Source organism: Marivibrio halodurans (assembly GCF_017963645.1).
GTDB lineage: Bacteria > Pseudomonadota > Alphaproteobacteria > UBA8366 > Aestuariispiraceae > Marivibrio > Marivibrio halodurans.
Genome location: NZ_JAGMWN010000006.1, coordinates 311,488 through 327,417 on the forward strand (window position 1 = coordinate 311,488; position 15,930 = coordinate 327,417).

14 protein-coding genes are annotated in these 15,930 nt (G+C 66.2%); 10 read left to right on the forward strand and 4 right to left on the reverse strand.

The features are described from left to right. Window positions 1–68: 68 nt before the first annotated feature. Together KAJ83_RS14340 and KAJ83_RS14345 are read right to left on the reverse strand one after the other, a co-directional pair. Window positions 69–830 (reverse strand): SDR family NAD(P)-dependent oxidoreductase, encoded by a 762-nt coding sequence (locus KAJ83_RS14340; protein WP_210682761.1) that lies wholly within the window; start codon window positions 828–830, stop codon window positions 69–71. 101 nt (window positions 831–931) lie between these two features. Further along, window positions 932–1,585 carry a regulatory protein RecX gene (locus KAJ83_RS14345; RefSeq protein ID WP_210682762.1) on the reverse strand — a complete coding sequence of 218 codons (654 nt, stop codon included), beginning with the start codon at window positions 1,583–1,585 and terminating at the stop codon, window positions 932–934. A gap of 430 nt (window positions 1,586–2,015) precedes the next feature. On the opposite strand from KAJ83_RS14345, the gene KAJ83_RS14350 reads away from it, so the two are divergent. From KAJ83_RS14350 to KAJ83_RS14380, 7 genes are all read left to right on the forward strand, one after another. After that, on the forward strand, window positions 2,016–3,734 hold the full coding sequence (locus KAJ83_RS14350) for a putative bifunctional diguanylate cyclase/phosphodiesterase (RefSeq protein WP_210682763.1): 1,719 nt from the start codon (window positions 2,016–2,018) through the stop codon (window positions 3,732–3,734). Window positions 3,735–3,873: 139 nt separating this feature from the next. Beyond that, complete coding sequence (locus KAJ83_RS14355; protein WP_210682764.1) at window positions 3,874–4,788, forward strand: ABC transporter permease; 915 nt, start codon at window positions 3,874–3,876, stop codon at window positions 4,786–4,788. Window positions 4,789–4,857: 69 nt separating this feature from the next. After that, window positions 4,858–5,655: an ABC transporter permease gene (locus tag KAJ83_RS14360; protein ID WP_210682765.1), complete on the forward strand. Its 798-nt coding sequence runs from the start codon at window positions 4,858–4,860 to the stop codon at window positions 5,653–5,655. 166 nt (window positions 5,656–5,821) lie between these two features. Then, window positions 5,822–7,033: an aspartate aminotransferase family protein gene (locus KAJ83_RS14365; protein WP_246484571.1), complete on the forward strand. Its 1,212-nt coding sequence runs from the start codon at window positions 5,822–5,824 to the stop codon at window positions 7,031–7,033. Next, window positions 7,023–7,928 carry an ornithine carbamoyltransferase gene (gene argF / locus KAJ83_RS14370; RefSeq protein ID WP_210682766.1) on the forward strand — a complete coding sequence of 302 codons (906 nt, stop codon included), beginning with the start codon at window positions 7,023–7,025 and terminating at the stop codon, window positions 7,926–7,928. The genes KAJ83_RS14365 and argF overlap by 11 nt, the downstream gene beginning before the upstream one ends. 158 nt (window positions 7,929–8,086) lie before the next feature. Next, the gene (gene hslO, locus KAJ83_RS14375) at window positions 8,087–9,046 is read left to right on the forward strand and encodes an Hsp33 family molecular chaperone HslO (RefSeq protein ID WP_210682767.1); all 960 of its coding nucleotides are present in this window, start codon (window positions 8,087–8,089) and stop codon (window positions 9,044–9,046) included. Then, window positions 9,043–9,666 (forward strand): hypothetical protein, encoded by a 624-nt coding sequence (locus tag KAJ83_RS14380; RefSeq protein ID WP_210682768.1) that lies wholly within the window; start codon window positions 9,043–9,045, stop codon window positions 9,664–9,666. Before hslO ends, KAJ83_RS14380 begins: the two co-directional genes overlap by 4 nt. Window positions 9,667–9,783: 117 nt before the next feature. Here the strand turns inward: KAJ83_RS14380 and KAJ83_RS14385 are convergent, their stop codons facing one another. Together KAJ83_RS14385 and KAJ83_RS14390 are read right to left on the reverse strand one after the other, a co-directional pair. Beyond that, complete coding sequence (locus KAJ83_RS14385; RefSeq protein ID WP_343222015.1) at window positions 9,784–12,066, reverse strand: ankyrin repeat domain-containing protein; 2,283 nt, start codon at window positions 12,064–12,066, stop codon at window positions 9,784–9,786. Window positions 12,067–12,340: 274 nt separating this feature from the next. Next, entirely contained in the window at window positions 12,341–13,465 is a 1,125-nt protein-coding gene (locus KAJ83_RS14390; protein WP_210682770.1) for a polysaccharide deacetylase family protein, read from the reverse strand. A gap of 265 nt (window positions 13,466–13,730) precedes the next feature. On the opposite strand from KAJ83_RS14390, the gene KAJ83_RS14395 reads away from it, so the two are divergent. Genes KAJ83_RS14395 through KAJ83_RS14405 form a run of 3 tightly spaced genes read left to right on the forward strand, consistent with a single transcriptional unit; the run spans window position 13,731 to window position 15,570 of the window. After that, window positions 13,731–14,321, forward strand: a complete 591-nt coding sequence (locus tag KAJ83_RS14395; protein WP_210682771.1) for a malonic semialdehyde reductase — start codon at window positions 13,731–13,733, stop codon at window positions 14,319–14,321. 42 nt (window positions 14,322–14,363) lie between these two features. Beyond that, window positions 14,364–15,122: a tRNA (adenosine(37)-N6)-threonylcarbamoyltransferase complex dimerization subunit type 1 TsaB gene (gene tsaB, locus KAJ83_RS14400; RefSeq protein WP_210682772.1), complete on the forward strand. Its 759-nt coding sequence runs from the start codon at window positions 14,364–14,366 to the stop codon at window positions 15,120–15,122. Beyond that, complete coding sequence (locus KAJ83_RS14405; RefSeq protein WP_343222016.1) at window positions 15,112–15,570, forward strand: GNAT family N-acetyltransferase; 459 nt, start codon at window positions 15,112–15,114, stop codon at window positions 15,568–15,570. The genes tsaB and KAJ83_RS14405 overlap by 11 nt, the downstream gene beginning before the upstream one ends. Window positions 15,571–15,930 lie beyond the last annotated feature (360 nt).

Sequence of the window (15,930 nt, forward strand, 5' to 3'; positions counted from 1 at the left end):
TCCCGCCCTTTCCACGTGCTCGCTGAAAGCTCAAGAGCGAGGCGTGGGGTGCCCGTGGCCGGGCGGCTTCAGCGTGGCGCCATGCGCAACGCGCTGTCCAGGCGCACGGTCTCCCCGTTCAGGATCGGGTTGTCGATCATGTGCAGCACCAGCTTGGCATATTCCGCCGGCGTGCCGAAACGCGAGGGAAAGGGCAGCGTGGCGGCGAGACTGTCCTGCACGCCCTGAGGCATGCCGAGAAGCATCGGCGTGCCGAACAGACCCGGCGCGATGGCGTTGACCCGCACCCCGGTCTTGGCGAATTCCCGCGCCGCCGGCAGGGTCAGCGCGACGACCCCGCCCTTCGAGGCGGCATAGGCGGCCTGCCCGATCTGCCCTTCATAGGCCGCGACGCTGGCCGTGTTGACGATGACGCCGCGCTCTCCGTCGGCGTTCGGCGTGCGCGTCTGCATGTCGGCCGCGGCGAGCCGCATCAGGTTGAAGGTGCCGATCAGGTTGACGTTGATCACCTTGGCGAAGGCGTCGAGGGCCATCGGCCCCTCCTTGCCGACGATCCGGGCGGCGGGCGCGATTCCGGCGCAACTGACCGCCACGGCGCAGGGTCCGTGCGCCGCCCGTGCCTCGGCCACGGCGGACTCCAACGCGTCGGCGTCGGTCACATCGCAGGCGATGGCCAATCCGCCGATATCCCGCGCGACCGCGTCCAATGCCTCGCGGTTGAGATCGATCAGCGTCACCTTGGCCCCGGCGGCGGCGAGCGCGCGGGCCGTTCCCTCTCCGAGGCCGGAGCCCGAGCCGGTGACGATGGCGGGCAGATTCTTGATCTCCATGGCGGTGCGTCTCCCTGCATGCGCGATCCGGACTTGGCCCGGATTCTTCCTCGCAAGCGATAACGAGAGAGACGCCCGGCCGCAAGCGTGGCCCGACGCTCTCAGTCCGGCGCGATGTCCGATTCCAGGGTTTCCGGATCGGTCGCCTCGACGACGCGGCGCGCGGTTTCGTAGTCGAAGCCCTGCCGGCCGAGCGCGGCCAGATCGCGCGCGCGGCTGGCCTCGCGCATTTCCGCGGCGCGATAGGGGCCGATCCGCCGCCGCCGGGCATAGCGGATGGCCGCGGCCATGTCGGTCGTCCGGTGATCGGCACGCTCCCCGGCTCCCGGGTCGGCGCCGGTCTCCAACGCGATATCCTCCGCCAGCGTGGAGAGCGCGGTATCGATCTCCGCCGTCTCCACGCCCTTCTGCATCAGGGTACGGCGGATCGCGCGCACGCCCTTGCCCTGCCGGTGCAGGCTCGCCGCGCGGGCCTGCGCGTAGGCCGTGTCGTCGAGCAGCCCGACTTCCTGGAAGCGCGCGATGATTCGGTCCACCGCCCGTGCCCCTTCCGCCCTGTCGGTGTCGTGCAGCAGGGCGGAGCGATCGACCCGCCGCATCAGGACCCGGCGGAGATTCTCCGCGCTGGTCGCGAACCGCTCCAGATAATGATAGGCCGCCTTCTCCAGACGCTCGGGCGTCGCCGGGCGAGGCGTTCCACGACCGGGCCGGGTCTGGGAATCGGTCCCTTCCCTGATTTTTTTGGGCTCGTTCATCCTTTATCTTTCAATAGGTTACCAAGAAATTATAGGGAACCCTCCGGAAAATTCATAGCACTGTGACGATCATCACAGATTCCTTGGAGGCCACGCCCTATTCTGCACGAGTTGGATCGACGGGCGGCGAGAACGCGGCCCCGGGATCCTCAGAGTAACCGGAAGGTCGGTGACCAAATCCTGCCCCTCCCATCCGGCACCGGCCTAACGGTTCAAGGCGGCGGCGTCTCCCTCGGGAGACGCCGCCGTTCACTTTGGCGACGTGGAAACCAGGGCGTGATAACACCCCATTAAGACATTCCACCTAGAATAACCTCCCTGGATGGCGCTACCCTCGCATGTACGCCTGCGTAAGGACGGTCCGCGTGTGATTGACCCATGTGACGGGGGTCCATGTGGCGTTGGCGAGGAACATGGTGGCAAGGTACTGATGACTGAGCGCGATGGACCCGGCTTCGACAGCGGCTTTTATAAGAGCGCCCTGGAGAAGGTCGGCGAAGGCATTCTTATGGTCGATACCGACGGCCGGATTCAGTGGGCGAATCCGTCGGCCGAGGCGCTGTTCGCCGCCGGTCGCCGGTCGATGGTCGGCCGCTCGCTGAGTCAGATCCTGCCGGAGGAAAGCCGCGAGACTCACGGTAATTACCTTAACGGAAAAATGAGCGCGGGCCCGTCCCACATCATGGGCAAGGGCCGCTATGTCGCCGGACGCACCCTGGAGGGGCGCGCGCTTGAACTCTATGTCAACATCACTCGTTTCCAGGAGAATGAGCGCGACTATTATATCGCCGTCGTGCGCGACGTCTCGATGGAGCGGGAATTCCAGCGCAGTCTCCACCATCGAAGCACCTTCGATTTCATCACCCAGCTGCTGAACCGGGAGGGGTTCAACGCCGAGGGTCGAACCCGGCACAAGGAGGCGAAGGCGGCGGGGGAACCGCTCTGGATCGGTATCCTCAACGTATCGGGCATCGGGCGCATCAACCATTGGATCGGATACGAGGCGGGCGATCTCGCCCTGCACGAGATCGGTTTCCGCCTGCATTATATTTTCGGTGCCCCGGCGCTGATCGGCCGGGTGGATGGGAATGAGTTCGCTATCCTCCAGCCCGCCAACCGGGCGCCGAAAACCGCGGCCGATCTGGCGCGGACAGCGGCCGCGCTGGGCTATGAGATCGATGTCGGCGGTCGGTCGATCGATGTCCGGTTCTCCTGCGGCGCCGCCTACAGCAATGACGGACCCGAGGAGGAGAACTTCACGGATTTCTTCGCCCGCGCCCGGACGGCGCTGCGCGAGGCCCGGATTTCCGACGGGGACCATATCGCGGTCTATTACGACAAGACGCTCGACCGGCGGGAGCGCATCGCGCGCGCGCTGGAAAACGAGTTGGTCCATGCGCTGGCGCGCGACGAATTCTTCATCGAGGTTCAGCCGAAGGTCGGGATGGACCGGCGCGTCGCCGGCTACGAGGCGCTGTTGCGTTGGCGGGCGCAGGACGGAGAACTGGTGCCGCCCGGCGTCTTCATCCCAATCGCGGAGGCGAACGGCACGATCCGGACCATCGGCGTGTGGGTCTTCCAGCAGGTCTGCGATCTTGCCGCGCGGGAGAAATTCAAGGAACGCGGGATACGCATCTCGGTCAACCTGTCACCCCGCCAGATGGAGAGCGGTACCCTGCCGGACATGCTGGCCAAGATTTGCGCCGATAGCGGGGCCGACCCCTCGACCATCGAGCTGGAGGTGACCGAAAGCTGGGCGGTGCAGGATTACGAGCGCGGCTCGGGCCTGTTGCGTCGGCTCAAGGAGAAGGGTTTCGGCATCAGCCTTGATGACTTCGGCACGGGCTATTCCTCGCTCGGCGCGCTCGTCCGGCTGCCTGTCGATACCATCAAGGTGGACCGCTCGCTGCTGCCGATCGATGTCGAGGACGATCCGGAGGCCCGCAAGCTCCTCAAGGCGACGATCGATCTGTGTCGGGCGATCGGGCGCGAGGTGCTGGTCGAGGGCGTCGAGACCGAAGCGCAATTCGCCATTCTGGCCGAGAACGGGTGCGATCTGGCCCAGGGTTATCTGTTCGGAAAGCCCAGGCGTTTCGAGACGCTGGAAGCCGATATGCAGGGTCGGCAAAGCCTGATCCGCGCGGTTTAGGCATTGTCGGTCCTGGCCGGCATCGCGCCGCGCATGGGACGTCCCGCATCGCCGCCCCTGCCCCGTTCGCCGGCGATTGCGCGCCGGAGGAGTTTCGCGGCTTGTCCAAGCGGCGAGAAGGCGTATTTTCGTCGCCATCATGAGCGCACCCTCCTCCGAAACCTCGCAAGAATCCGCCGACCCGGCCTCCGCCGGCGCGGCGGGTGGTAGCACCCTCGCCGCGCGCGGCGCGCCGCCCAAGGGAACGCGCAGACGCTTGTCGCGCGCGCTGGGGCCCCGGCGCTTCGGGCCCGTCAACTGGCTCGGCCTGTGGAGCCTTTATCTGAAGGAAGTGCGGCGCTTCCTCAATGTCGCGACCCAAACGGTGGCCGCGCCGGTGATCACGACGCTGCTTTTCCTCGCCATCTTCACCCTGGCTCTCGGCCGGTCGGTGGAAACGGTGCACGGTGTCGTCTTCGCCCAGTTCCTGGCGCCGGGCCTCATCATGATGTCGATGGTGCAGAACGCCTTCGCCAATACGTCGAGTTCACTGGTGATCTCCAAGATCCAGGGCAATATCGTCGATGTCCTGATGCCGCCGATCAACGCGACGGAGTTCGTGGTGGCCTATGCCGCCGCGGGCGTCACGCGCGGGATCGTCGTCGGTGCCTCGGTCGGGATCGTCATGGCCTTCTTCGTGCCGGTGGTGATCCATCATCTCTGGGCGGTGCTCTATTTCTCGATCGCCGCATCGCTCATGCTGTCCTCGATCGGCATGATCGCCGGTATCTGGGCGGACAAGTTCGATCACATGGCGGCGATCACCAACTTCGTGATCACGCCCTTCGCCTTCCTGTCCGGCACCTTCTATTCGATCGAGCGCTTGCCCCCGCCCTTCTACGAGATCGCGCATTTCAATCCTTTCTTCTATATGATCGATGGCTTCCGCTATGGCTTTATCGATCAGTCGGATACCAGCCCCTGGTTGGGCGCATTGGTCATGCTGTCGATCAATCTGGGCTTGTTGGCGATCGCCTGGGGCTTGGTTCGGCGCGGGTGGAAGCTGAAGGCGTGACGGTCGTGGCGCGGCCGGGATGGACGCGGCGCTGAAGGCGGGGACAGGGCAATGGGAACGGAACGGGCGATGCGGACATCCCGGGTTCGGCGCTACGGTCTCGTCAACTGGCTGGGCGTGAGTAGCCTGTTGATGCGCGAGCTGCGGCGGGAATGGCGCTTCTTCGGCGTCGCCATCCTGGGCCCCGCGCTTCAGGCCAGCCTCTTCGCCGCCGTCTTCACGCTGGCCGCCGGGCGCGACGTGCCGGATCTGGGCGGGCTTTCCTTCTTCGACTTCCTGGCTCCCGGTCTCGTCCTGGCGGCCGTCATGCAGCGGGCCTTCGAGGCGACCGCCTATACCCTGATGTTCGATAAGCTGGAGGCCGCGATCGGCGACTTGCTCGGCGCGCCGATGACGGCGGCGGAGGTGCTGGCCGGCTGGATCGGCTCGGCCGTCGCGATCAGCGTCGCGATTGGCGTCTCGGTGGCGGCGGCGATGATGCTGTTCGGGCTGGAATTGCCGCGTTATCCGCTGGTGACGCTCTGGTTCGGGGGCTGCGCCATCCTGCTGTTCGCGGCGGCGGGCATCGTCGCCGCCATCCTGTCGGAGAAATGGGACGGCCTCTCCGGCAAGGAGACCTTCATCCTGGTGCCGCTCATCTTCCTGTCCGGCACCTTCTTCCCGCTGGAGGCGGTGCCGGAGGGGTTCTGGCGCACGGCCTTCCAGTTGAATCCGATCGTCTATCTGGTGGATGGTTTCCGCTACGGCGTCACCGGCCAGGGCTCGATCGATCCGACGACCGCGGCCCTCATCGCCTTCGCCGCCGCGGCCGCGATGACCCTGCTCGCCCACGCGATCTTCAAGAGTGGCTATAAGATAAAGCCGTGACGGCCCCCGGCGGGCTCTCTTTCCAGACTCCCGGCCGATTTCCCTGGATCGACGCCGCTCCCGAATTGACGAATGCGGGGCGCTTGGGCACTGTCCGCGTTTCCCGGAATTCCGGGGCCCGCGCCGGGCCGTGGCGTATTGAGAAAAGCGAGAAGGAACGGGACCGATGACCGCCCCCGACGGCACCCATCTGATGAACACCTATGCCCGCAGCGCGATCGCGTTCGAGCGCGGCGAGGGCGTCTATCTGGTGGATCGCGAGGGGCGACGTTATCTCGACTTCTATGCCGGTATCGCGGTCAATTCCCTGGGCCATGCCCATCCGGGCCTGGTCGAGGCATTGCAGGCGCAGGCGGCGAAGCTCCTCCATGTCGCCAATCTCTATCGCATCCCGGAGGGGGAGCGGCTGGCCGCGCGGCTGTGCGAGCGGTCCTTCGCGGATGTCGTCTTCTTCTGCAATTCCGGCGCGGAGGCGCTGGAGGGCATGATAAAGCTCGCCCGGCGCTATCATCACGTGAAGGGCAATCCGCGAAAATACCGCATCGTCACCTGCGAGGGCGCCTTCCACGGGCGGACGATGACGACGATCTCGGCGGCCAATAATCCGAAATATCTCGACGGCTTCGGTCCGAAGGTGGAAGGCTTCGACAGCGTTCCCTTCGGCAATATGAATGCCGTGCGCGGCGCCATCGGCGAGGAGACGGCCGCGATCCTGGTGGAGCCGATCCAGGGCGAGGGCGGGATTCGCCCGGCCGATCTTCAGTTCATGCGCGATCTGCGCGCGGCCTGCGACGAATTCGGCCTGCTGCTGATCCTGGACGAGGTGCAATGCGGCAACGGCCGGACGGGCCGGATGTGGGCGCATGAATGGGCCGGCATCGCGCCGGATGCGGTCGCCACCGCCAAGGGCATCGGCGGCGGCTTCCCGCTGGGCGCGATCCTGGCGACGGACGAGGCGGCCTCCGGCATGGTGCCGGGCGTGCATGGCACGACCTTCGGCGGCAACCCGCTGGCCATGGCGGCGGGCAACGCGGTCATGGACGTGCTGGCGGCGGAAGGCTTCCTCGACGGCGTCGACCGCGTGGGGCGCTATCTGTGGCGCAAGCTGGAGGCGCTGTGCCAGGCGCATCCGGGCGTCTTCCGCTCCGTGCGCGGGGCGGGCCTGATGCTGGGCCTCGTCTGCGAGGGGGAGAGCGGCACCGTCAACGCGGAGGTGGTGAGCAAGCTGCGCGAGCATGGGCTGCTGACCGTCGGCGCGGGGGACAATGTGGTCCGGCTGCTGCCGCCGCTGATCATCGAGGACGCGCATGTGGACGAGGCGCTCTCCATCCTGGAGACGGTCGCCGGCGAGATCGAGGAGACGCGCGATGCGGCCTAAGCATTTTCTCGACCTCGACAAGTTCGACGAGGCCACGCTGCGCGACATGCTGAATCGCGGCAATGCCGCGCGCGATTTCAAGCCGGGCGGGGCCAAGCCGCTCGACGGCCGGGTGCTGGCCTGTATCTTCGAGAAACCCTCGACCCGCACGCGTGTCAGTTTCGATGTCGGAATGAAGCAGCTTGGCGGCGAGACGGTGGTGCTGACCCCGGCGGAAACGCAACTGGGCCGGGGAGAGACCATCGCGGATACCGCCCGCGTGCTCTCGCGCTATGTCGATGCGATCATGCTGCGCACGACGGAGGAGGAGAAGCTCCTCGAACTGGCGGAACATGCGACGGTTCCGGTGATCAACGGTCTGACCGACCGCACGCACCCCTGCCAGCTCATGGCCGATGTCATGACTTATGAGCAGCATCGCGGGCCCATCGCGGGCAAGACGGTCGCCTGGGCCGGCGACGGCAACAACATGGCGACGAGCTGGATTCACGCCGCGGCGCGGTTCCGCTTCACGCTCAAGATCGCCTGCCCGCCGGAGCTTGAGCCGCCCCGGGACGTGGTCGATTGGGCGATCGCGGAGGGTTGCGACCTGCGTATCACCCACGATCCGGCCGAGGCGGTGAGCGGCGCCGACTGCGTCGTGACGGACGTCTGGGTCTCCATGGGGGACAAGGACGCGCCGGTGCGCCATAACCAGCTTCAGCCCTATCAGGTGGACGAGCGTTTGATGGCCCGGGCCAAGCCGGAGGCCATCTTCATGCACTGCTTGCCCGCCCATCGCGGCGAGGAGGCGACCGCCGGCGTCATCGACGGTCCGCAATCCGTCGTCTGGGACGAGGCGGAGAACCGCATGCACGCGCAGAAAGGCATCCTGCTCTGGTGCCTCGGAGGATAGCGGTGTCGGGCCGTCGAACGGCGCCGGGCTGACAAGTTCCGCGCCGGTCCCTATATCTCGCGCGGGGCTGCGTAAGGACCGCGCCCGTTTCCATGCGCGCCCACCTCGCGCAGGTAAGGCGCGCTCGCGCAAGCAAGGAAAAAGGAAAGAAGTAACCCATGTCCGCACAGTCCGCGCCCGCGCTGACCGACGATTGCGTCCAGCCCTTCCTGATCGACGCCAGCGGCGTCAACGGCCGGCTGGTCCGCCTGGGCGGGGCGATCGACGGAATCCTGGCGCGGCACAGCTATCCGGACCCGGTGAAGCGGTTGTTGGGAGAGTTCCTGGCCCTCGGCGCGGGGCTTGCCACGACACTCAAATATGACGGTGTCTTCACCCTCCAGACCAAGGGCGACGGGCCGGTCCCGATGATGGTGGCCGACGTCACCTCCGAGGGCGCGGTGCGCGGCTTCGCCCAGGTGACCGGCGAAACCCCGGCGTCCGAGGCGATCGGCGACGCGCCCGTGCCCCGGCTGCTGGGCGAGGGGTACCTCGCCTTCACCGTGGATCAGGGTGGGGACATGGACCGGTATCAGGGGGTGGTGGAACTTTCCGGCGCGACGCTCGAGGATTGCGTCCATCACTATTTCGAGCAGTCGGAGCAATTTTCCTCCGCCATCAAGCTTTCCGCCGGGACCGGAAGGGACGGCAGTTGGCGTGCCGCCTGCCTGTCGGTTCAGCGTCTGCCGGACGAGGGCGGCACCGGCGCCCAGGCGCGCGAGGAAACCGAGGACGACTGGCGCCGTGCCGTGACGCTGATGGCGACGGCGAAGGAGGCGGAGCTCCTCGATCCCGACCTGACGCCCGACCAGCTTCTGTTCCGGCTGTTCCACGAGGACGGCGTACGGGTGTTCGAGCCTCGGGCGCTCGATGACCGCTGCCGCTGCTCGCGCGAGCGGTCGGGGCGGATGCTGATCGCGCTCGGCCGCGAGGAATTGAGCGATCTCAAGTTCGACGACGGCACGGTCGAGGTGACCTGCCAGTTCTGCAATCGCTCCGAACGGTTCACCGATGCGGACCTCGACGTGGTCGAGGCCGAGGTCGCCCGGGAGGCGGCGGAAGAGGAGAAGACGCAATGACGCGCGCACGATCGATCATCCAACGGTTCGGATCCGCTTTTCCGGGATTGGCGGCACTTGCCGGCGCGACGGCCCTGTTGAGCGCCTGCGCCTCGGATGTGGAGGTGCCGCGCTATGCGGATATAACCTTCGCCTACAAGCAGCCGATCGCGCTCGACGTCGCCGATATCGAGGTGGTGCGGGTCTATAAGCCCCGCGCGACACCGCCCAATGTCGAGACCGAATTTCCGGTGAGCCCGCTGGAAACCGCGGCGCGCTGGGCCAACGACCGGCTGCGCGCGGTCGGTGACAGCGGCACCGCGACCCTGCGCATCCTGGAGGCGGGCGTGGTGGAAAAGCCGCTGGAGAAGGACACCGGCGTCACCGGTCTGTTCAAGACCGATCAGGCGGCGGAATATACCGCCCGCTATGTGGTCGAGCTGAGCGCGGAGGCGACCGACAGCCAGACCGGCGCCCGGACCCGCGCGGAAGTCACGCGCAGCCAGACGGTGCCCGAGGGCCTGACCTATAACGAGCGCGAACGGGTCTGGTATCAACTGACCGAGAAACTGGCCCGCGATCTGGACCGGCAAATGGAAGAGAACATCCACCAGCATCTGCGGCCCTTCCTGACGGACTGAGCCGCGCGGGCAGCCACCGCGCAACCGGCGTCCCCTCGCGCCGGGCGCCAGTATCAGTGACCCCCGGGTTCCGATGGGCGGTGTGACCCCCCATCGGAACTCATCCCCATTCGGATATCAGAAGGCGCAAAAGCTTCCGGCGATGTCCGCTTTATACTGGTTTCCGCGCCGGGGATAACCGTCCTCGACCGCATCGAAGCTGAAGGTACCGCGCAATCGCGAACCGGCTTCCAGCAATTGGACGGATCCCATATCGCGGTTTCGACCGAAATCGAAATTGCTGCGGAAGTTCGCATATTCCCGGCCACGATAGATGTCGAGTGTACCGACCGCGCCGTTTTCCAATCCGGGAATGGTGTTGTCGTCGTTCAAGGGAATATTGGCCGGCTCACGATATCTGTCGGGGATCATGATTTGAGCCACGACTCTGGTCGCATTTCCGACGCCTCCGGTACTCTCTAGCCGTACAGCGCGCCCCCCTTCCGCGGGAAGCACGGACGCCTGCACCGATAGGCGAGTCCCAACAGGCAGTGAGATTTGAAGGAAGGAATGCTGCACCGACCCTATGGAGAGCGTGTTCTCGCAGGCTTGCGCCAACTGTCCGGGAATGGGGATCGTCGAGGGTGATGAGGGTTGCGGCTCGACCGGCATCACCGGCGATCCGATTTGGCCTTGCGACGCGGCATGATCCTGCAGTGCCCCGCGCGCCGCATCGATACCGCCCACCTCGCCATCGCTCAAGATGTCCGCGGCCATCCCCGATCCCAGGGTAAGGGCCTCGGCACCCATTCCCTGCCCGGCGCCGTACGCCGTTATCGCAGCCGCGCTGCCCAGGGCGATCATTTGACCGAATTCCATTCCAAAGCCGCTGTCGGCCTCCTGCTGCCGGCGGGTCTCGGCGACGCGTATCGCCTCCAGCTCACGCCAAGCCTCCGTTTGGATCGCCAGGGCCAGCTTCCCCTCGACCTGCTTCGGCGTCTCCCCCGTCGCCAGGCGCGCATTTTCGTCGGCGCCGTTCTCGATCAATTCTTCGACGATCTCATAGGAATAGTGATCATATGCGACGTGCATTGGCGTCTGGTCGAACGCGGCCAGATTGCCGGTGGCGTTCCACCAACTCGGGATCACCCGCCAGTTCGCTCGGGCATCCACATAGGCGCCGGCGGCGATCAACAACTCCAAGGCGGCCTGGTATCCGTCCTTGTAGTCGTAATGCTCGCGCCAATCCGGCCGCCATCTGTCTTGGATAACCCAAGCCTTGCCGGTTGACTGCGCCCCGATGGCGATCGGTCCGGCCGTTCCCACCGCACCCGTCGGGCCGGCCGGAATCAGGACCGTTTCGTATAGCTGCCCCTGCCGCTCGATCCGAACGGTAAGACGAACCCCAGGCGACGCCCGGACGATCGCCGCGAAATCCTCGAATACGTGGACCGGCCGCCCGTTCACGGCCACGATCAAGTCGCCGTCCCGAAGCCCGGCCCGGTCCCCCGGAGCGCCCGGGACGACACCTCCGATCAACGGCAGCAGGTCGTTCTCGTCGATCGCCATGTCCCGTGATCCGTTGACCGCGACGATGTGCAGCGGTGTCACGCCGGCCTGACCGACACCGGGGCTTAGAAAGATGCGTCCGCCCACCGGGGCCGCCACCGGTTCGACCGAGGCGCCGCCGGTATTGGGGTCCAGGCCCTGTGCCAACAGCCAGGAAATGACCTCCGCATGCCCGAACTGGGCGGCGCGATGCATCGGTCGCATCCCATCGACGCCCACGGAATCGATCCGGGCCCCCAGTTCCGCCAGCCGCCGCACGAGCGCCGCGCGGCCGAAGCGCGCCGCCGTGTGCAGGGTTCCATCCAAAAGCTCCTGATCCACTTCCGCGCCGTGCTGGAGCATGAGGTCGGCGGCCTGCGGGCTGTGGACGAGGGCGAACACCGGATAGAGCGTCGACGGGATGCTGTATACCGACCACGGTCCCTTGAGAACGCACCGGCCAGATGTCTTCTCCGCGTCGTCGCACCATCCGCCCAACAGGAAGGAATATGCGGTGAGTGGACCGCCATCGGCCCAGACCGCGTCCGTGACGGGGTCCTTATACTCACGCTCGTAGTTCAACAACTGGGTGCGCTGGATGAATTCCCAACTCAGCCCCCGGTTCGGGTCCGCCCCGCCGTCGAGCGCCGCCGATACGATATCGATCCGATCGGCGACCAATCCGTAAACCAGCGCCTCGAACAACTCATCGCGGTTCCGGGTGGTCATTACCTTTTCGTGCTGGCTCCGTGAATCCAGGCGACTGAAATCACCGAAATACCCGCTGTCCGTCACCACTGGCGTGAGGCATCCGGCGACCGAAATTAAACTGAATAAAAGCACATAGCGAATCTTGGAAAGGTCAGCTGGCATGGATGCGAACCCCGACTCCGTTTAGAACAATACAATTTAAGCAAAATCACTATTGTCGGGAATCCTAGGGGTGTCATTACAAAAAGGAGTCGGGCGATATGTATCATCGCCACGCCGGCCTTGTTTCACTCTTGTTTCAATAAGGTATTGTTGGAGGGCGCGGGGACGATGAGAACGGGGCGTAGGGGAAACGGGCGTAGGCTATAAGCACGACCACCCGTGGCTGGCCGATTGCCTCGTCCTCATTGCCTCGGCCGAGTAGTTCCGCGCGCCCCTATTCAGCGAGATAATACTGCATGCCGAACCAGCGCCAGCGTCCCGTCGGCGTCGGCACGGTGCAGTTGATGCGCGTGCGCCCGGCCGCGAAGGGTTGATCGAAACGCAGCTCGACCCGGGGGCCCAACTGCTCCATCCGCTCCACCCGGCCGGTGGCGGAGTGATAGCAGGCGATGTCCTTCGGCCACTCCACCGGCTCCGCCAGGGTGAAGCCGAAGGTCGGCGGATTCTCCGCGCCGGGCGCGCCGAGATCGGGATCGTCCGGGGTCACGTCGCTGGCCGGGAAGGGGAGCGCGTTGACGATGCGCACGAAACGGTCGATGCCGCCGAAACTCTCGTTCACCGGAAAACGCGGCAAGTAATAGCGCGGTGTATGCCGCCCGATGGCCCCGGAATGCTGGCCGAAGGCGTGGCTGTAGCCGGCCTCGGCCACCATCTCCATCAACTGGCCGCTGGCCTCGCCATAGGGAAAAGCGAAGAGCGTGGGGGCGGCGCCCAGCTCCTCCTCCAGCCGTTCGGCCGCGCGGGTGATCTCCCGCCGCGCGCGCACCGGCGACAGGGTCGGCATGTGCGCGTGCGCGACCGTGTGGTTGCCGATCTCGACCCCTCCGGCATGCAGGTCGCGGATCTGCTCCCAGGACATGATGCCGCCCAGGCCACGGTCGACCGGATCGGTCGAGACGAAGACGGTGAAGGGCAGGCCCGCAGCCTTGAGCCGGGGCCAAGCCTCCGTGTAGATCGAGGCATAGGCGTCGTCGATGGTGATCGCCACCGTGCGCGGCGGCAGCGCCTCCCCCTTCGCCAGCGCGGAGACGACGGTCGAGAGCGGCACGACATTATAGCGAGGCTTGGAGAGTTCCTCGATATGCGCCTCGAACTGGTCGAGGCGGATATTGGTGGTCGGAAACGCGGTTTCGCCGAAGCGATGATAGATCAGCACCACGGCGGCCTGGGAATCATCCGGCCCCCCACCGCGCGCCCCGGCTTCCGATCCGTCGGCCGCGGATTGCGCGCGCGCCGCCCCGCCACCGGCCGGCATGCCGATTGCCAGGGCAAGGAGGATCAGGGGGAGCACCGACAGGGCGCGCCACGACGGCGCGCCTCGTGTCGCGATCGTTTTCACGCCTTCATTCCACTTCATGGGCGCAGTCTAGCCTTGTGGAGCGGGCGGAAACAACGAAGAACCAATGGACTAGGGAGGGATACCTATGAAGCGCTCCCTATTTTCCTCCTTGATGGCTCGACCCATGACGCGCTTGTAAGCCGGGCCCGTCCCCGCCACCTTTGAACGGACGGCATCCCGGACCCCGATATTCCCCCGGATATCGCTTCCGATATCGCTTGTAGGAGCCGCCGGTTCCCCGATTCACCGAGGAGACTTTCGACGCATGCCCGAAACGATCGATCAAGCCGCGCTCGACCAGATGTTCCTGGAAGCCCGCACGCACAACGTCTGGCTGGACCGGGAGGTGTCGGACGATCTTCTGCGCCGCGCCTATGAATTGGCCCGCATGGCGCCCACCAGCGCCAACTGCCAGCCGATGCGCGTCCTCTTCATCCGCTCGAAGGCGGAGAAGGAAAAGCTCGATCCCTGCCTTTCCCAGGGCAATCGGGAAAAGACCATGGCCGCGCCCGTTACCGCGATCGTCGCGCATGACACGGCCTTTTACGAGCAACTGCCCTGGTTGTTTCCCCATACCGACGCGCGTAGCTGGTTCGCGGGCGATGCGGCGAAGGCGGAAACGAACGCGTTCCGCAACGGTTCGCTCCAGGGGGCCTATCTGCTGCTCGCCTGCCGGGCGGTCGGGCTTGATTGCGGGCCGATGTCGGGATTCGACAACGACAAGGTGGATGCCGCGTTTCTCGCCGGGACCGGGTGGAAATCGAACTTCCTGATGAATATCGGCCATGGCGATCCCGCGGCCCTTCGGCCGCGCGGGCCGCGTCCGGCCTTCGACGATTTCTGTCGCATCCTGTAACCCTGTAACCGGTCCCATCCGTTCGGGGAGCCCCCTTCGCCGATGAGTCTGATCCTCACCCTCGATACCGCGCTGGATGCTTGCACCGTCGCCCTGGGCCGGTCGGGCGTTCTCGTCGCCGGCCGGCACGAGCCGATGCGGCGCGGGCAGGCGGAGGCGCTCGCCCCGATGATCGACGCCGTGATGGCGGAGGCCGGGGCGCGGCCCGCGGCCCTCGATGCGATCGCCGTGACGGTGGGGCCGGGCGCCTTCACCGGCATGCGCATCGGGATCGCGGCGGCGCGGGGATTGGCACTGGCCCTCGACCGACCGGCCTTCGGTCTCACCACCACCGAGGCGATCGCGGCGAGCCAGCCGGAGGCGGGTGTCGGCGCCACCAGTTCGGAGGTGGGGGCCCCCCTATTGATCGCGATAGAGACCAAGCGCCAGGACCTCTATCTCGCCCTCGTTCCGGCGGGCCGCGGGGCGGGGGGCGGTTCCGCGCCCGTCGCCTGCCCGCCGGAGGAAGCGGTGGCCTGGTTGGAGAAGACCGGCGCCGCCGGGTGGCGGAAGGGTCTCCTGCTCGCCGGCGACGGCACGGCCCGGGCCGGCGCGGCGTTGACGGCCGCCGGACTGCACTGGCGCCCGGCCGGTGGACCGGCCCTGCCCGCGCCGGAGGCACTCGCGACGCTGGCCGAGGCGGCTCGTGTCGCGGGGCCGCCCGGAACCCCGCCAGAGCCGCTATATCTCCGCCCGCCCGACGCCACTCCGCCGCGTCCGCCGGCTTGGCGCGCCGCCCCGGGCGACGGCCGTGACTCATAAGGCGGCCATCGAAATTCGGCCGGCCGGCGGGGCGGCCTTCAAGGTGATCGCCGCGCTCTACGGCGCCTGCTTCGAGGATGATTGGCCGGAACCGTCCGTCGCGGAATTGATGAACAGCCCCGGCGTCTGGGGCTTGGTGGCGATGGTCGACGCGACACCGGCGGGTTTCGTCCTGGCCCGCGTCATCGCGCGCGAGGCGGAGATCCTGGCCATCGGCACGGTACCGGCCCAACGGCGCGCCGGCCTCGCCCGTGCCCTGATGACTCGCGCGATCGCCATCGCCGCGCCACATGCGGATGCGATGTTCCTGGAAGTCGGCGCCGACAATCCGTCCGCGCGGGCACTATACTTGTCGCTGGACTTTCACGAAGTCGGATTGCGTCGCGACTATTACAGGCGCGCCGATGGACGGCGGGTCGATGCAAGGATTCTTAAGTGTGAGTTTTAGCCGAGGACTCTTCGAAATTCGACTTATCCTGGTTACCGTGAATTGCCGTCAGTATTGAATTCTTTATCTTGCAAGGCTATATGGCGCGCGATACCGTCTCTTGACGATGTTTCTTGATGTTTAGTTCCGATATTCGGCCATGTTGAAATCGTATCATCGGCGCCGTGAAGAGATATCGTGATGAACTGGTGTCGTAAGCGCGGAGGATAGGGTCGCCGGGTTAAGGGTCGGGGGGCGGCTTGACCGTTCCGCCCAGCCCGGTCTCGACAAGCTTGGCCGCGACCGGGCCAACCCGATTCGGGCCGGCCGGGGGTGCGCCCCCTGGACCGTATCCGGCATCTTGCACGGGGTGCGTCCGTT